14 protein-coding genes are annotated in these 16,956 nt (G+C 73.0%); 13 read left to right on the forward strand and 1 reads right to left on the reverse strand.

Features of this window, described 5'->3' with window-relative positions:
* The first annotated feature begins 120 nt into the window (after positions 1 to 120).
* The 7 genes from AC6I72_RS19395 to AC6I72_RS19425 all read left to right on the forward strand — a co-directional run bounded on the left by AC6I72_RS19395 (position 121) and on the right by AC6I72_RS19425 (position 8,870).
* Complete coding sequence (locus tag AC6I72_RS19395) at positions 121 to 1,287, forward strand: uroporphyrinogen-III synthase (protein WP_498002277.1); 1,167 nt, start codon at positions 121 to 123, stop codon at positions 1,285 to 1,287.
* Between the two features lie 347 nt (positions 1,288 to 1,634).
* A complete protein-coding gene (locus tag AC6I72_RS19400) occupies positions 1,635 to 2,282 on the forward strand; it encodes a CGNR zinc finger domain-containing protein (RefSeq protein ID WP_498002279.1) in 648 nt (215 codons plus the stop codon).
* A 106-nt stretch (positions 2,283 to 2,388) separates the two neighbouring features.
* On the forward strand, positions 2,389 to 2,973 hold the full coding sequence (locus AC6I72_RS19405) for a sigma-70 family RNA polymerase sigma factor (protein WP_498004743.1): 585 nt from the start codon (positions 2,389 to 2,391) through the stop codon (positions 2,971 to 2,973).
* Complete coding sequence (locus tag AC6I72_RS19410; protein ID WP_498002280.1) at positions 2,973 to 3,791, forward strand: anti-sigma factor family protein; 819 nt, start codon at positions 2,973 to 2,975, stop codon at positions 3,789 to 3,791. Before AC6I72_RS19405 ends, AC6I72_RS19410 begins: the two co-directional genes overlap by 1 nt.
* Positions 3,792 to 3,919: 128 nt before the next feature.
* On the forward strand, positions 3,920 to 6,343 hold the full coding sequence (locus AC6I72_RS19415; RefSeq protein WP_498002282.1) for a HelD family protein: 2,424 nt from the start codon (positions 3,920 to 3,922) through the stop codon (positions 6,341 to 6,343).
* A gap of 404 nt (positions 6,344 to 6,747) precedes the next feature.
* Positions 6,748 to 8,187: an NAD-dependent malic enzyme gene (locus AC6I72_RS19420; protein ID WP_498002283.1), complete on the forward strand. Its 1,440-nt coding sequence runs from the start codon at positions 6,748 to 6,750 to the stop codon at positions 8,185 to 8,187.
* Positions 8,188 to 8,588: 401 nt separating this feature from the next.
* Positions 8,589 to 8,870: an HU family DNA-binding protein gene (locus AC6I72_RS19425; protein WP_037862537.1), complete on the forward strand. Its 282-nt coding sequence runs from the start codon at positions 8,589 to 8,591 to the stop codon at positions 8,868 to 8,870.
* Between the two features lie 259 nt (positions 8,871 to 9,129).
* Here the strand turns inward: AC6I72_RS19425 and murA are convergent, their stop codons facing one another.
* Positions 9,130 to 10,476: a UDP-N-acetylglucosamine 1-carboxyvinyltransferase gene (gene murA / locus AC6I72_RS19430; protein ID WP_498002284.1), complete on the reverse strand. Its 1,347-nt coding sequence runs from the start codon at positions 10,474 to 10,476 to the stop codon at positions 9,130 to 9,132.
* Positions 10,477 to 10,752: 276 nt separating this feature from the next.
* Here murA and AC6I72_RS19435 point away from each other — a divergent pair, with 276 nt between their 5' ends.
* The 6 genes from AC6I72_RS19435 to AC6I72_RS19460 all read left to right on the forward strand — a co-directional run bounded on the left by AC6I72_RS19435 (position 10,753) and on the right by AC6I72_RS19460 (position 16,685).
* On the forward strand, positions 10,753 to 11,325 hold the full coding sequence (locus tag AC6I72_RS19435) for a YqgE/AlgH family protein (protein WP_366727458.1): 573 nt from the start codon (positions 10,753 to 10,755) through the stop codon (positions 11,323 to 11,325).
* A gap of 28 nt (positions 11,326 to 11,353) precedes the next feature.
* The gene (locus AC6I72_RS19440; RefSeq protein WP_026252153.1) at positions 11,354 to 11,638 is read left to right on the forward strand and encodes a DUF3039 domain-containing protein; all 285 of its coding nucleotides are present in this window, start codon (positions 11,354 to 11,356) and stop codon (positions 11,636 to 11,638) included.
* A gap of 233 nt (positions 11,639 to 11,871) precedes the next feature.
* Complete coding sequence (locus tag AC6I72_RS19445; protein ID WP_498002286.1) at positions 11,872 to 13,182, forward strand: extracellular solute-binding protein; 1,311 nt, start codon at positions 11,872 to 11,874, stop codon at positions 13,180 to 13,182.
* Entirely contained in the window at positions 13,179 to 14,141 is a 963-nt protein-coding gene (locus AC6I72_RS19450; protein ID WP_498002288.1) for a carbohydrate ABC transporter permease, read from the forward strand. Before AC6I72_RS19445 ends, AC6I72_RS19450 begins: the two co-directional genes overlap by 4 nt.
* The gene (locus AC6I72_RS19455) at positions 14,138 to 14,983 is read left to right on the forward strand and encodes a carbohydrate ABC transporter permease (RefSeq protein WP_498002289.1); all 846 of its coding nucleotides are present in this window, start codon (positions 14,138 to 14,140) and stop codon (positions 14,981 to 14,983) included. The genes AC6I72_RS19450 and AC6I72_RS19455 overlap by 4 nt, the downstream gene beginning before the upstream one ends.
* Before the next feature lie 10 nt (positions 14,984 to 14,993).
* Complete coding sequence (locus AC6I72_RS19460; protein ID WP_498002291.1) at positions 14,994 to 16,685, forward strand: beta-N-acetylhexosaminidase; 1,692 nt, start codon at positions 14,994 to 14,996, stop codon at positions 16,683 to 16,685.
* Positions 16,686 to 16,956: the final 271 nt, after the last annotated feature.

Genomic DNA, 16,956 nt, shown 5'->3' on the forward strand with positions numbered 1-16,956 from the left:
CGGGCCGGGACGTAACACTGGTGACATGCCGGTGAACCGAGCCCGTCACGCGCGGTTGACAGGCTCTTGCGGCAGGACGGTACGGAACAGCGGGACGAGTCGAGCGCGGGACGATGAACCATGGGCGAGGTCGAAGAACAGCAGCGGAGCGGAAACGGGCAGGCCGGGCCCCTGGCCGGGTTCACCGTGGGGGTGACGGCGGCCCGCCGCGCCGACGAACTGGGCGCCCTGCTCCAGCGGCGCGGCGCCTCGGTCGTGCACGCGCCCGCGCTGCGCATCGTCCCGCTCGCCGACGACGGTGAACTCCTCGCGGCCACCAAGGAGATCATCGGGCAGGCGCCCGACGTCGTGATCGCCACCACCGCGATCGGTTTCCGCGGGTGGGTGGAGGCGGCCGACGGCTGGGGGCTGGGCGAGGTGCTGCTCGGCCGGCTGCGGGAGGTCGAACTGCTGGCCCGCGGGCCCAAGGTCAAGGGCGCGATCCGGGCCGCCGGGCTCACCGAGGAGTGGTCGCCGTCCTCGGAGTCCCTGGCCGAGGTGCTCGACCGGCTGCTGGAACAGGGCGTGGACGGGCGCCGGGTCGCCGTCCAGTTGCACGGGGAACCGCTGCCCGGCTTCGTGGAGGCGCTGCGGGCCGGCGGGGCGGAGGTCGTACCGGTGCCGGTGTACCGGTGGCTGCCGCCGGAGGACCCCGGACCGCTGGACCGGCTGCTGGACGCCGCCGTCTCCGGCGGGCTCGACGCGCTCACCTTCACCAGCGCCCCGGCGGCCGCCTCCCTGCTGTCCCGGGCGCAGGAACGGGGGCTGCTGGGCGCGCTGCTGGCCGCGCTCGCCCATGACGTGCTGCCCGCGTGCGTCGGGCCGGTGACCGCCGTGCCGTTGCAGGCGCACGGCGTGGAGACCGTGCAGCCGGAGCGGTTCCGGCTGGGGCCGCTGGTGCAGGTGCTGTGCCAGGAACTGCCGGGGCGCGCGAGGACGTTGCCCGTCGCCGGGCACCGGGTGCAGATCCGCGGGCACGCGGTGCTGGTGGACGGCGACCTGAAGCCCGTACCGCCCGCCGGGATGGCGCTGCTGCGGGCGCTCGCGCGGCGTCCCGGCTGGGTGGTCTCCCGCGCCGACCTGCTGCGCGCCCTGCCCGGCGCGGGCCGGGACGAGCACGCGGTGGAGACCGCCATGGCCCGCCTGCGCACGGCGCTCGGCCTGCCCAAGCTGATCCAGACGGTGGTCAAGCGCGGCTACCGGCTGGCACTGGATCCGGCGTCGGACGCGAAGTACGCGGACGGGTAGCGCCGCGCGGCGGCAGCGGCGGCGGCGCCCGGACAGCGGTGACGGCAACGGAAGCGGTGACGGCAACGGAAGCGGCGGTGCCCGGGCCGGGGCAGGCCGGGGCCGCGGTCACCGGGCGTCCGTCGCCGTCCGCGCACGTCCGTCGCCGTCCGCGCACGGCCGGACGCGGGGGAACGCGGGGGACGCGGGGCGGCCGGGCGCGGGGCACGCGTGGCGGTCGGGGGGCTTCCGGCCGTGGGGGCGGGCGGGCACTGTGGGAGGGAACGGTTCCCCAGCCCTGACGAGCACCCCGCCGCCCGGTCCCCGCGACCGGCACGGGGTGTCGCCCCCTAGGCGGTGACAGGCACATGGCACTGGGTACGGCCACGCGGACAGCCACGGAGACGGCCACGCGGACGGTCACGGACGCGGTCCTCCAGGAACTGCGCTTCGACGCCGGGCGGATCTGTCTGGACCTCCTTTCCACCACCCACCCCGAGGAACGGCTCGACTCCCTCCCGCCGCTGCGCGCCTGGATCACGGGCGCGGGCCTGGTCCCGCCGGGCACCGCCCTGGGCCACGCCGACCCCGTCTGGCTCGCGGCCTTCCGCGAACTGCGTTCCTGCATCGGTCAGTTGGTCCGCGGGCACCTCGACGGACCCCCGTGGCCCGAACCCCGCGCCCGCGACCTCGCCCTGGCCCGGGTCAACGAGGCCGCCCGTGCCGCCCCGCCCGCCCCGCGCGCCGTTCGCGGTGCGGACGGCACCCTGCTGCGGGCCCTGGCCGCGCCGCCCGGGTGCGCCGCCGTGCTCGCGGCCGTCGCCCGCGACGCCCTCGACCTGCTCACCGATCCCGTCGCCCGGGTGGCCCTGCGCCGCTGCGCGGGCGACAACTGCCCGATCGTCTACCTGGACACCTCCCGGGGACGCAGGCGGCGCTGGTGCTCCAGCGAGGTCTGCGGCAACCGCGAACGGGTGGCCCGCCACCGCCGCCGCGCGGCCCTCGCCCGCGCCTGAGCGCCCCCGCGCCCGGACGGAGAACCCCCTGGGCCCTGAACGCCGCGCCCCCCGCGTCCGTACTCGTGCACGAGAGACCGACCGGGGGATGCCCCGGACACCGGAGGTGGGCGTGCGCAAGGATGCGGCCGTGGCCGACGAGCGGGGACCGAGGGCCCGGCCTCGCCTGCCCGCGCAGCCCTCGGGACCCGACGAGGAGCTGGTGCGCGCGCTGTACCGCGAGCACGCCGGCCCCCTGCTCGCCTACGTGCTGCGCCTGGTGGCCGGCGACCGGCAGCGCGCCGAGGACGTGGTGCAGGAGACGCTCATCCGTGCCTGGAAGAACGCCGGTCAGCTCGACCGGGCGGCCGGTTCGGTACGCCCCTGGCTGGTGACGGTCGCCCGGCGCATCGTCATCGACCACCACCGCAGCCGGCAGGCCCGGCCGCAGGAGGTCGATCCGTCGCCGCTGGAGGCCGTCCCCGCGGAGGACGAGATCGACAAGGCGCTGTGGCTGATGACGCTGGCGGACGCGCTCGACGACCTGACCCCGGCCCACCGGGAGGTACTGGTCGAGACGTACTTCAAAGGACGTACCGTCAACGAGGCGGCCGAGACGCTCGGCATACCCAGCGGCACCGTGCGCTCCCGGGTCTTCTACGCCCTTCGGTCGATGAAGCTGGCTCTGGAGGAGCGGGGGGTGACGGCGTGATGAGCGGGTCCGGGGAGGATCAGGGATTCGGCACGGGCGGTCCGGGTGTGCCGGGCCCCGTGCAGGGACCGCCGGCACCGGACGAGCACGAGACCGTCGGCGCCTACGCCCTCGGCATCCTGGACGACGCGGAGGCCACCGCGTTCGAGGCGCACCTGGCGGCCTGCGAGCGGTGCGCGCGCCGGCTCCAGGAACTGGCCGGATTGGAACCCGTGCTGGCGGCCCTCGCCGGCCTGCCCGCTTCCGGTACGGCCGCGACCGGTGAGTCCCTCCCGGCCGGCCCGGGACCGCGGCCGGTGGACCGGCTCGTCGGCGAGGTGGTCCGGCAGCGCGCCCGCAGGCGCCGGCGGAACCTCTTCCTGTCGGCGGCAGCGGCGGTGCTCGTCGTCGGCGGCCCGCTGACCCTCCACGCGGTGGGCGGCGCGGACGGCGGCGGCAGCGCGGCGGTGGCCGTGAGCCCCGCGCAGGCGGCCTTCCGTTCGATGCCGGACAAGGTGACGGCGACGGATCCGGCCACGCACGTCACGGCGACGGTCGCCCTGGAGAGGAAGGACTGGGGCACGAACGCCGTGCTCCGGCTGCGGAACGTGACAGGACCGGAGCGCTGTTCGCTCGTCGCCGTCGGCCGGAACGGCGAGCGCCAGACGGTCACCTCCTGGTCCGTCCCCGGCCGGGGGTACGGCGTGCCGGGCGCCGGCACGCCGGTGGCCGGGAAGCCCCTCTACGTCAGCGGCGGCGCGGCCTTCGAGCCGGACCAGATCGACCACTTCGAGGTCATGACCTTCGACGGGCACAAGCTGGTCCAGGTGGAGGCGTAGCGCCGCTCGGGGCGGAGGCGGGGGACCCGGTCCCGGCCCGGCGCGGGGATACGGCCGGGTCCGGCTTCCGCCAGTGGGTTCCCTTCGCGTACGGTTGACGGCTGCCCAGCACGTCAGAAGGGGGCCCGGTGGCCGCTCAGGCTCAACAGGATTCCGCGGTCGGATCGGTTCACGAGGCCACGCGCGAGGCCGCGCGCGCCGCGGAGGCCGACTCGGTCCGTGACCGGGAGATCAGCAGGGAGCAGGAACACCTGGACCGGGTGTACCGGCGCCTCGAGGTGAAGATCCACGAGGCCGAGTTCCTGATGCGGGACGCGGCCCAGCGCGGCCAGGTCGGCACGCCCGGCGCGCTGGCCGAGCGCGACGCGCAGGTGTTCCGGGCGGGCATCCACCTCAACCGGCTGAACAACGAGTTCGAGGACTTCCTCTTCGGCCGGATCGACCTGCTGCTCGGCAAGGACGGCAAGAAGGGCCCCGACGGGGCCTACACCGCCGTCGAGCCGGCCGAGGGCGCGGTGCGCGAGGACAACACCGCCGACATCGCCGAGACCCTGCACATCGGCCGCATCGGGGTCCTCGACGAGGAGTACGCCCCGCTGGTCATCGACTGGCGCGCGCCCGCCGCCGCCCCGTTCTACCGCTCCACCCCGGTCGACCCCGGCCGGGTGGTGCGCCGCCGGGTGATCCGCTCCAAGGGGCGGCGGGTGCTCGGTGTCGAGGACGACCTGATGCGTCCCGAGCTGACGGCCTACCTGGAGGGCGAGGAGCTGCCCGCGATCGGTGACGGCGCGCTGATGGCGGCGCTCGGCCGGGCCCGCAGCCACAGCATGCGGGACATCGTCGCCTCCATCCAGGCCGAGCAGGACCTCGTCATCCGCGCCCCCGCCGCCTCGGTGGCCTACGTCGAGGGCGGTCCCGGCACGGGCAAGACGGCGGTGGCGCTGCACCGCGCGGCCTACCTGCTCTACCAGGACCGCCGCCGGTACGCGGGCGGCATCCTCATCGTCTCGCCGACGCCGCTGCTCGTGGCGTACACCGAGGGCGTGCTGCCCTCCCTCGGCGAGGAGGGCCAGGTCGCCATCCGGGCGATCGGCTCGCTCGTCGACGGCGTCGAGGCCACGCTGTACGACAGCCCGGCCGTGGCCCGCGCCAAGGGTTCGTACCGGATGCTGAAGGTGCTGCGGAAGGCCGCCCGGGGCGCACTGGAACTCGGTCCCGGCGCCCGGCAGGGCGCAGGCGCCCCCGCCGGGCAGCTCACCCTCGGCGACGACACGGACGCGGAGCCGGAGCCGCCGGCCCCCGCGGGGCCGCCGACCCGGCTGCGGGTGGTCGCCTTCGGCCGCCGCCTCGAACTGGAGGCCGCGGAACTGGACCGCATCCGGCGCGCCGCCCTCGGCGGCACCGCACCGGTCAACCTGCTGCGCCCGCGCGCCCGCAAACTGCTCCTGGACGCCCTGTGGGAGCAGTCGGGGGCCGCCGGCCGGCACACCGACCCCGAGCTGGCCGCCGAGCTGCGCTCGTCCTTCGACGACGACGTGACGGGCGAGGACTCCTTCGGCGCGTTCCTCGACGCCTGGTGGCCCGAGCTGACCCCCCGCGCGGTGCTCGCCGCCATGGCCGACGAACGGCGCCTGGGGCGCTGGGCCCGCCGGGTCCTCAACCCCGGGGAGGTGCGCAAGGTCGCCCGTTCGCTGCGCCGGGACGGCTGCTCCGTGCACGACATCGCGATGCTCGACGAGCTCCAGGCGCTGCTCGGCACCCCGGCCCGGCCCAGGAAGAAGCGCGAACTGGACCCGCTGGACCAGCTCACCGGCCTGGAGGAGCTGATGCCGGTGCGCGAGGAGACGCAGCGCGAGCGCGCCGAGCGGCTGGCCGAGGAGCGCACCGAGTACGCCCACGTCATCGTCGACGAGGCGCAGGACCTCACGCCGCTGCAGTGGCGCATGGTGGGCCGCCGCGGCCGGCACGCCACCTGGACGGTCGTGGGCGACCCGGCCCAGTCCTCGTGGTCGGACCCGGACGAGGCGGCCGAGGCCCGCGACGAGGCGCTGGGCACCCGCCCGCGCCGCCGTTTCGAGCTGACGGTGAACTACCGCAACCCGGCCGAGATCGCCGAGCTGGCCGCGAAGGTGCTGGCCCTGGCCATGCCGGGCTCCCGGTCGCCCTCCGCGGTCCGCTCCACCGGCGTCCAGCCGCGCTTCGCGGTCGTGGGGGAGTCCCTGGGCGCCACGGTGCGGGCGGAGGCCGAACGGCTGCTGGAACGGGTGGACGGCACGGTCGGCGTGGTCGTCGCGATGAACCGGCGCGAGGAGGCCCGCCGCTGGCTGGCCGGGCTCGGCGACCGGGTGGTGGCGCTGGGCAGCCTGGAGGCCAAGGGCCTGGAGTACGACGCGACCCTCGTCGCCTCGCCCGCGGAGATCGCCGACGAGTCCCCGGCCGGTCTGCGGGTGCTCTACGTGGCCCTGACCCGGGCGACCCAGCAGCTCACGGTGGTCTCCGGGGAGCGCGACGAGCCGGACGAGGCGGGGGTGCCGGACCTGCTGCGGGACTGACGGAACGAGGAGACGGAAAAGGATCCGCGCAGGGGGAATGGCCTTACCGGATCCGTTTGTTAGCCTTGGTGTGGCACCGGCCCGATCCAAGCCCCCGGGCCCAACCTTCGTCGCTACGAGCGACCACTTGCCGCGAGGCGAGCATGGCGGGTCGGTGTCACAAGCCTCCGAGAGGCCCACGTCACGAGGAATGTGACGTGGGCCTCTTTTGTTGCGCGGGCACCTTCCGCGTCACCGGGATCTCTCGTATGGTGGAAGTCACTTTCCGAAAACAGCACCTGCGGGTGGAGCGCTCCCGGTGAACACAAAGTCCGCAATCCGGGGCGGCTACCACGTACTCAGGGGTAGGTGCGACGATCGGACGGCACAACTTCGCGACACGGTGAAAGCAGAGGAAGTCGGCCATGGCAACGGCGCCCAGCGTCTCCTACTCGATGACCATCCGGCTGGAGGTGCCCGCGAGCGGAACCGCCGTCTCGCAGCTCACCACCGCTGTGGAGTCCTCCGGAGGCTCGGTGACCGGCCTCGACGTCACCGCGTCCGGCCACGAGAAGCTCCGGATCGACGTCACCATCGCGGCCACCTCGACCGCGCACGCCGACGAGATCGTCGAGAAACTGCGCGGCATCGAGGGCGTCACGCTCGGCAAGGTCTCCGACCGTACGTTCCTGATGCACCTCGGCGGCAAGATCGAGATGGCGTCCAAGCACCCCATCCGCAACCGTGACGACCTCTCCATGGTCTACACGCCGGGTGTGGCCCGCGTCTGCATGGCGATCGCCGAGAACCCCGAGGACGCCCGCCGCCTGACCATCAAGCGCAACTCCGTTGCGGTCGTGACGGACGGTTCCGCGGTGCTGGGCCTGGGCAACATCGGCCCCAAGGCCGCGCTGCCCGTCATGGAGGGCAAGGCGGCCCTCTTCAAGCGGTTCGCCGGCATCGACGCCTGGCCGATCTGCCTGGACACCCAGGACACCGACGCCATCGTCGAGATCGTCAAGGCGATCGCCCCCGGGTTCGCCGGCATCAACCTGGAGGACATCTCCGCCCCCCGCTGCTTCGAGATCGAGGCCCGGCTGCGCGAGGCGCTGGACATCCCCGTCTTCCACGACGACCAGCACGGCACCGCCATCGTCGTGCTCGCCGCCCTCACCAACGCCCTGCGCGTGGTGGACAAGCCCATCGAGAACGTCCGGGTCGTGATGTCCGGCGCCGGCGCGGCCGGCACCGCCATCCTCAAGCTGCTGCTCGCCGCCGGCGTGAAGAACGCGGTGGTCGCCGACATCCACGGCGTGGTGCACACCGGCCGCGAGGACCTGGTCGACGCCGCCCCCGAGTCGGCGCTGCGCTGGATCGCCGACAACACCAACCCCGAGAACCTCACCGGCACCCTGAAGGAGGCCGTGCGCGGCGCGGACGTCTTCATCGGCGTCTCGGCGCCCAACGTGCTCGACGGCGACGACGTGGCCGCCATGGCGGACGGCGCGATCGTGTTCGCGCTCGCGAACCCCGACCCCGAGGTCGACCCGGCCGTCGCCCGTCAGACGGCGGCGGTCGTGGCCACCGGCCGCTCCGACTTCCCGAACCAGATCAACAACGTGCTGGTCTTCCCGGGCGTCTTCCGCGGCCTGCTGGACGCGCAGTCGCGCACCGTCAACACCGAGATGATGCTGGCCGCCGCGCAGGCCCTGGCCGACGTGGTGACCGAGGGCGAGCTGAACCCGAACTACATCATCCCCTCCGTCTTCAACGACAAGGTCGCCGGTGCCGTCGCCGGCGCGGTCCGCGAAGCCGCCAAGGCGGCCGGTGCGAGCGCCGTGACCAGCAGCACCAGCGGCATCTGAAAAGCAGGACGAACCAGTCGCAAAGGGCGCCCGGGCGGCACCCCCGGGCGTGATGATCGCCACGACGCGCCGCGGACCGGCGCGTCGCGGCGGCGCTGTCACCGCCGAGCCCTATCGTGGCTGGTCACGGTCTGTCGTCTGCGGCTCCGCCCAGACCCGGACCCCGGGGCGCAGGCCCTCTTTTCGTGTGACTCCCAAGGGTGTTCTCACGACTCCTACGGGTGCCGGATTGGCTTTCCCGCCGCAGGTGGGGGCAGGATGCCTCCCTGGGCGCGAGGGTCTGACGAGGGACCCGGGTCCGGGGACCCCCGAGGACCCTGGCAGCATCGGCTTGGCTGGCCCAACATGCGGCTTCGCCGCGTGGCACGCCTCAACGGCAAGAAGAACACGGGAGTAACAACATGAACCGCAGTGAGCTGGTGGCCGCGCTGGCCGACCGCGCCGAGGTGACCCGCAAGGACGCCGACGCCGTGCTGGCCGCGTTCGCCGACGTCGTCGGCGACATCGTCTCCAAGGGGGACGAGAAGGTCACCATCCCTGGTTTCCTCAACTTCGAGCGCACCCACCGTGCCGCTCGCACCGCTCGCAACCCGCAGACCGGCGAGCCGATCCAGATCCCGGCCGGCTACAGCGTGAAGGTCTCCGCGGGCAGCAAGCTCAAGGAAGCCGCCAAGGGCAAGTGACCTTGCCGCCGTACGCCACGGGACGGCGTACGGGGCCCGGCAGGGCCGAAAAACGCCTATGGGGCGGCCCCCTCACCGGGGGGCCGCCCCATCGCCGTACAGGCCCTCGGACGACCGGCCACCGGTCCGCCGCCCCCTCGGGCGGCCGCCCGGCAGGGGCCCGGGGCGGCCGGGCGCGCTCAGCCGGGCCGCCGGCCGGGCCCGGGCGGCCCGGGGGCTTCGGCCGGGCCCCTCACCGGGGCCGGCACGCCCGCGGCGTTCAGCCGAGCGCCTGGCCCGGCAGTTCGACCTTCGCGCCCAGCTCGACCAGCTTCTCCATGAAGTTCTCGTAGCCGCGGTTGATCAGGTCGATGCCGTGGACGCGCGAGGTGCCCTGGGCCGCCAGCGCGGCGATCAGGTAGGAGAAGCCGCCGCGCAGGTCCGGGATGACCAGGTCGGCGCCCTGGAGCCGGGTCGGGCCCGACACCACCGCGGAGTGCAGGAAGTTGCGCTGGCCGAAGCGGCAGTCGGAGCCGCCCAGGCACTCGCGGTAGAGCTGGATGTGCGCGCCCATCTGGTTCAGCGCGGAGGTGAAGCCGAGCCGGGACTCGTAGACCGTCTCGTGGATGATCGACAGGCCGGTCGCCTGGGTCAGCGCGACCACCAGCGGCTGCTGCCAGTCGGTCTGGAAACCGGGGTGCACGTCCGTCTCCAGCGCGATGGACTTCAACTGCCCGCCGGGGTGCCAGAAACGGATGCCCTCGTCTTCGATCTTGAACGCCCCGCCCACCTTCCGGTAGGTGTTCAGGAACGTCATCATCGACCGCTGCTGGGCGCCGCGGACGTAGATGTCGCCCTCGGTGGCCAGCGCCGCCGAGGCCCAGGACGCCGCCTCCAGACGGTCGGCCAGCGCGCGGTGGGTGTAGCCGCCGAGCTTGTCCACACCGGTGATGCGGATCGTGCGGTCGGTGTCCATCGCGATGATCGCGCCCATCTTCTGCAGCACGCAGATGAGGTCCTCGATCTCCGGCTCCACGGCCGCGTTGGACAGCTCGGTGACGCCCTCGGCGAGCACCGCCGTCAGCAGCACCTGCTCGGTCGCGCCGACGGACGGGTAGGGCAGCCGGATCTTCGTGCCGCGCAGCCGCTGCGGCGCCTCCAGGTACTGGCCGTCCGCCCGCTTCTCGATCGTCGCGCCGAACTGCCGCAGCACGTCGAAGTGGAAGTCGATGGGCCGGCCGCCGATGTCGCAGCCGCCGAGGCCGGGGATGAAGGCGTGGCCCAGCCGGTGCAGCAGCGGGCCGCAGAACAGGATCGGGATGCGGCTGGAACCCGCGTGGGCATCGATGTCAGCCACGTTGGCGCTCTCCACCCGGGTCGGGTCGAGCACCAGCTCGCCCGGCTCCTCACCCGGGCGGACCGTCACCCCGTGCAGTTGCAGCAGGCCGCGTACGACCCGCACGTCACGGATGTCCGGCACATTGCGCAGCCGGCTCGGTTCGCTGCCCAGCAGAGCGGCGACCATGGCCTTCGGTACGAGGTTCTTCGCACCCCGGACACGGATCTCGCCCTCCAGCGGGGTTCCGCCGTGGACAAGCAGTACGTCATCAGTGCCGTTGACGGTCATGTATCTCGCGTTCCGATGAGGTGGGCAGGGGAGCGGCCGGTCACTTCGGGCCGGGGGCCGGAGAGGACAGCGTAATCGCCGGGCGGCCCCCGGAAGTAAGCCCGTGCGCCGCCCGCTGCGTCATGGCTGTGTCACAACACGATGCGTCGGGGAACGGGCACGTGCGGTCACCGGTGTGGCCGTGCGCCCGCCGCGCCCCCGTACCCCGTGCGCGCCCTCACCCCGGTAGCCGGATTGGCTCCCCACGCCGGGGGAAGATGCGGGATCATGTCAGGCATGACCGAGGTGTCCTCGCTCACAGGGCGGCTGCTCGTGGCAACGCCCGCCCTGGCGGACCCGAACTTCGACCGTGCGGTGGTGCTCCTTCTCGACCACGACGAGGAGGGCTCCCTCGGTGTCGTCCTCAACCGCCCCACCCCCGTGGACGTGGGCGACATCCTGGAGGGCTGGGCGGCCCTCGCCGGGGAGCCCGGCGTCGTCTTCCAGGGCGGCCCGGTCTCGCTGGACTCGGCACTCGGCGTCGCCGTCATCCCGGGCGGCGGCGCGGGCGAGCGCGCCCCGCTGGGCTGGCGGCGGGTGCACGGGGCGATCGGTCTCGTCGACCTGGAGGCCCCGCCCGAGCTGCTCGCCTCCGCCCTCGGCTCGCTGCGGATCTTCGCCGGGTACGCGGGATGGGGCCCCGGCCAGCTGGAGGACGAGCTGGGGGAGGGGGCCTGGTACGTCGTCGAGTCGGAGCCCGGCGACGTCTCCTCGCCGTCGCCGGAACGGCTGTGGCGCGAGGTGCTGCGCCGCCAGCGCAGCGAACTGGCGATGGTCGCCACCTACCCGGACGACCCGTCGCTCAACTGAAGTCCGTGCGCTTCAGTACCCTTGCCGTATGAGCACTCTCGAGCCCGAGCGCGGCACTGGTACGGGAACCCTCGTAGAGCCGACGCCGCAGGTGTCCCACGGAGACGGCGACCACGAGCGCTTCGCCCACTATGTCCAGAAGGACAAGATCATGGCGAGCGCCCTGGACGGGACGCCCGTCGTCGCGCTGTGCGGCAAGGTGTGGGTGCCGGGCCGCGACCCGAAGAAGTACCCCGTGTGCCCGCTGTGCAAGGAGATCTACGAGTCCATGAGCGGCGGCGGCGACCAGGGCAAGGGCGGCGACAAGAAGTAGGCCCCCGGCTCCCGCCGCCCGTCCGGGCCCCCGGGCCGACCTGGGCCCCCGAGTGCGTTTCGCGCACTTCGGGGGCCTTTGTGCTGCCCGGCGTTGCACAGGGTGCGTCCGGCGGTCACAGAGTGGTTGAGACCTCTTGTGGGCCCGTTCACCGAGTCCCTAGCCTCCGGGGTGTTGTGCAGAGCAAAACTGCCATTGCATATGTTGCAACACCCTGACCGGAGGATCGCTCCATGAAGCTCTCCGCAAGAATCCCCGGCCGGCTCGCCGTACTGCTGGCAGCGGCCGCCGTGACCGCCACCGCCTGCGCCCCGCAGACGTCCGGCAACTCCTCCCCGGACAAGGACGAGAAGACCGGCACGCTGCGCCTGTGGCTCTTCCAGGAGGTCGGCAACAAGCCGAAGGAACAGGTGGTCGAGCAGGTCCTCGCCGGTTTCCGCAAGGCCCACGCGGACACGAAGGTCACCGTCGAGTACATCCCCGTGGAGACCCGCGCCCAGCGGATCAAGGCCGCCTTCAACGACCCGAAGAGCGCCCCCGACGTCATCGAGTACGGCAACACCGACACCGCCGGCTACGTGAAGGACGGCGGACTCGCCGACGTCACCGCGGAGTTCGGCGCCTGGGACGAGGCCAAGGACACCGACCCGACCGCCCGCCGGTCGGTCACGGTGGACGGCAAGGTCTACGGCGCCCCCTACTTCGTCGGCGTCCGCGCCCTGTACTACCGCACCGACGTCTTCAGGGAACTGCACCTCAAGCCGCCCACGACCCTGTCCGAACTGGCCGCCACCGCCCGCCGGGCACGGGCCGCCCGGCCCGGCCTGTACGGCCTGGCCGTCGGCGGCGCCTACACCTACGGCGCCCTGCCCTTCGTCTGGGCCGACGGCGGCCGGATCGCCACCGAGAAGTCCGGCTCCTACACCTCCGCCATCGACAGCCCCGCGGCCCGCAAGGGCATCGAGGCGTACACGTCCCTGTTCGGCGACGACAACTGCCCCGCCGCCAAGTGCGCCGGCATGACCGGCAACGACACCATCACCGCCTTCGCCGCCGGCAAGGCCGCCATGGCGATCGGCGGCGACTTCAGCCACCAGGCCGTCGAAGCCGGCCAGGTCAAGGGCAAGTACGCGGTCGTGCCGCTGCCGGGCGTCCGTCCCGGCTCCGTCGCACCGGCGTTCGCGGGCGGCAACAACATCGGCGTGCTCAGGAGCACCGCGCACCGCACCCTCGCCGTGGACCTGATGAAGCGGCTCACCTCGAAGAAGACCCAGGGCGAGATGTTCGACGCGATGGGCTTCCTGCCCACCTTCAAGGACGTGCGCGACCGGGCCGCCGCGAAGGAGCCGTTCGTCAAGCCGTTCGTCGACACCCTCGCCGCCGGCACCGAGTTCGTCCCGGCCACACCCGCGTGGTCCCAGATCGACTCCTCGATGGTGGTGCCGACCATGCTCCAGGAGATCGTCAGCGGCAAGAAGGACGTCGAGGCCGCCGCCGGGGACGCGGCGAAGAAGATGAACGACGCGTTCGGCGCCGCCGGATGACCGCTCCGCCCATGAGCCCGGGAACCGCGCCGCGGTCGCGGATGCCGGCGCGCCGCGGCTCCCCGCCCCGCACCCGCCGCCCCCTGAAGGGCACCGCCGTCCCCTGGCTGTACCTCGCGCCCGCCCTCGTCGTCCTCGGCGGACTGCTCGTCTACCCCGTCTACCAGCTCGGCCTGATCTCCTTCCTGCGCTACACCCAGGCCCAGGTCAGCGGCGGCGAGCCGACCGCCTTCCGGGGCCTGGGCAACTACGCCGACCTCCTGCGGGACGACCAGTTCTGGCGGGTCCTGCTGGCCACCGTGGTGTTCGCCGCGGCCTGCGTGCTCTGCACCCTCGCCGTCGGCTGCGCGCTCGCCGTGCTCCTCACCCGGGTGCGCGCCGTGCCCCGCCTCGCGCTGATGCTCGCCGCCCTCGGCGCCTGGGCCACCCCGGCGGTCACCGGTTCCACGGTCTGGCTGCTGCTCTTCGACGCCGACTTCGGGCCCGTCAACCGGATCCTCGGGCTCGGCGACCACTCCTGGACGTACGGGCGCTCCAGCGCCTTCCTCCTCGTCCTGCTCGAAGTGGTCTGGTGCTCCTTCCCGTTCGTCATGGTCACCGTCTACGCCGGCATCCGCGCCGTGCCCGCCGAAGTGCTGGAGGCCGCCGCGCTGGACGGCGCCTCCCAGTGGCGGATCTGGCGCTCGGTGCTGGCCCCGATGCTGCGGCCGATCCTGGTCGTGGTCACCATCCAGTCCGTCATCTGGGACTTCAAGGTGTTCACCCAGATCTACGTCATGACCAATGGCGGCGGCATCGCGGGCCAGAACCTCGTCCTGAACGTCTACGCCTACCAGAAGGCGTTCGCGTCCTCGCAGTACGGCCTCGGCTCCGCGATCGGCGTGGTGATGCTGCTGGTCCTGCTCGCCGTAACCCTGGTCTACCTGCGGCTGCTGCGCCGCCAGGGGGAGGAGCTGTGAACCTCGCGCGCGCGTGGGTGCGCCGTCCGGGACGGCTCGCGGCCGAGGCGTCGGCACTGGTCGTCGCGGTCGTGGTCGCCTTCCCGCTGTACTGGATGGTGCTCAGCGCCTTCAAACCGGCCGGGGAGATCGAGTCGACGAGGCCGCGCCCCTGGACGACGTCCCCCTCGCTGGACTCCTTCCGACGCGTCTTCCAGCAGCAGGAGTTCGGCCGCTACTTCCTCAACAGCCTGATCGTCGCGGCCACCGTCGTGATCGCCTCCGCGCTGATCGCGTTTCTCGCGGCGACCGCCGTCACCCGCTTCCGCTTCAGGTTCCGCACCACCTTGCTGATCCTGTTCCTGGTGGCCCAGATGGTGCCCGTGGAGGCGCTCACCATCCCGCTGTTCTTCCTGATGCGGGACTTCGGCCAGCTCAACACCCTGGGATCGCTGATCCTGCCCCACATCGCCTTCTCGCTGCCGTTCGCGGTCTGGATGCTCAGGGGGTTCGTGAAAGCCGTACCGGAAGCCCTGGAGGAGGCCGCCTTCATCGACGGCGCGAGCCGGGCGCGGTTCCTGTGGCAGATCCTCTTCCCGCTGGTCTTCCCGGGGCTGGTGGCCACCAGCGTGTTCTCCTTCATCTCGACCTGGAACGACTTCCTGTTCGCGAAGTCGTTCATCATCAGCGACACCTCCCAGTCGACGCTGCCGATGGCGCTGCTGGTCTTCTACAAGCCGGACGACCCCGACTGGGGCGGCGTGATGGCCGCCTCCACGGTGATGACGATCCCGGTCCTGGTCTTCTTCGTACTCGTGCAACGACGACTCGTCTCCGGCCTCGGCGGAGCGGTGAAGGACTGACGTGACTGACGTGACTGACGTGAATGACGTGACCCCGGTGACCGAGGTGACCGACGAGGTGGCGGCCCTGATCCCCCGGCCGGGCCGCATGACGACCGACGAGGAACGGTTCTTCGAACTGGGCCCGGACACCACGGTGTCGGCGGGCGAGGGCACCGCCCGCACCGAACGCTGGCTGCGCGCCACCCTCGGCGCCGCCACCGGACTGCCGCTCGCCCCCGCGCCGGCCGGCGCCGGCGCCCTGCGGCTGCGCCTGGACGAGGCCGTCACGCGCGACCTCGGCGCCGAGGGCTACCGGCTGACGGTCACCGCGCAGGGCGTCGACCTCGCCGGCGGCGGCCCCGCCGGTCTCTTCTGGGGCGCCCAGACGCTGCGTCAGCTGCTCGGCCCGGCCGCCTTCCGGCGCGCCCCGCTGCCCGGCGCGCGGTGGAGGCTGCCGCTGACCGGGATCGAGGACACCCCGCGCTTCCGCTGGCGCGGCCTGATGCTGGACGTCGCCCGGCACTTCATGCCCAAGGACGGCGTCCTGCGGTACCTCGACCTGATGGCCGCCCACAAACTCAACGTGCTGCACTTCCACCTGACGGACGACCAGGGCTGGCGCGTCGAGATCAAGCGGTACCCGAAGCTGACCGGGACCGGCTCCTGGCGCCCGCGGACGAAGTTCGGCCACCGTGCCTCCCCGCTGTGGGAGGACAAACCGCACGGCGGCCACTACACCCAGGACGACATCCGCGAGATCGTCGCCTACGCCGCCGAGCGGCACATCACCGTGGTCCCCGAGGTGGACGTGCCCGGGCACTCGCAGGCCGCCATCGCCGCCTACCCGGAACTCGGCAACACCGACGTCGTCGACACCACCGCCCTCGGCGTCTGGGACGACTGGGGCGTCAGCAAGAACGTCCTCGCGCCCACCGACGGCACCCTCCGCTTCTACGAGGGCGTCTTCGAAGAACTGCTCGAACTCTTCCCCGCCGACGCCGCCCCGTTCTCCGGCTTCTTCCACATCGGCGGCGACGAGTGCCCCAAGGAGCAGTGGCGCGCCTCGGCCACCGCGCAGGCCCGGATCAAGGAACTCGGACTGGACGGCGAGGACGGACTCCAGTCCTGGTTCATCCGCCACTTCGACACGTGGCTCACCGCGCGCGGGCGCCGGCTCATCGGCTGGGACGAGATCCTGGAGGGCGGTCTCGCCGAGGGCGCCGCCGTCGCCTCCTGGCGCGGCTACGCGGGCGGGATCGCCGCCGCACGCGCCGGTCACGACGTCGTCATGTGCCCCGAGCAGCACGTGTACCTGGACCACCGGCAGGACGCGGGCGCCGACGAACCCGTGCCGATCGGCTTCGTCCGCACCCTGGAGGACGTCTACCGGTTCGAGCCGGTTCCGCCCGGCCTGGAGGCCGCCCACGTCCCCCATGTCCTGGGCACCCAGGCCAACGTGTGGACCGAGGTGATGGAGAACCCCGCGCGCGTGGACTACCAGACCTTCCCCCGGCTGGCCGCCTTCGCCGAGGTCGCCTGGAGCGACCTGCCCCCCTCGCCGGAACGGGACTTCGCCGGCTTCGAGCGGCGGATGACCGCCCACTACCGGCGCCTGGACGCCCTGGGCGTCGGCTACCGCCCGCCCGCCGGACCGCACCCCTGGCAGCGCAGGCCCGGCGTGCTGGGACGCCCCATCGACGGCCCGCCGCCGGTGAGGTAACGGCGCGGGGTCCGTACGGGCCGCGGGGAGGCGGGCGGCGGGGTCCGCGCCCGCGGCCCGCCGTCCTGCGCGGTCACCCGCGGCCGGACCGGGCCGGTCACCGGCCGCCCGCCGGACCGGGCCGGTGCCCCGCGTTCCGGTCCGGTCCGCTCGCCCGCCGCCCGGCCCGGTCCGCGTGCTGTCTCGAACTGGTAGCGGAAAAAGCCCGCAAGAGTCAGCGAACGGCGCTAATTCGCTCGCACCGGTGATCCCGTGTCAAAAGGGACCATGT

This window comes from Streptomyces sp. Xyl84 (assembly GCF_059731885.1).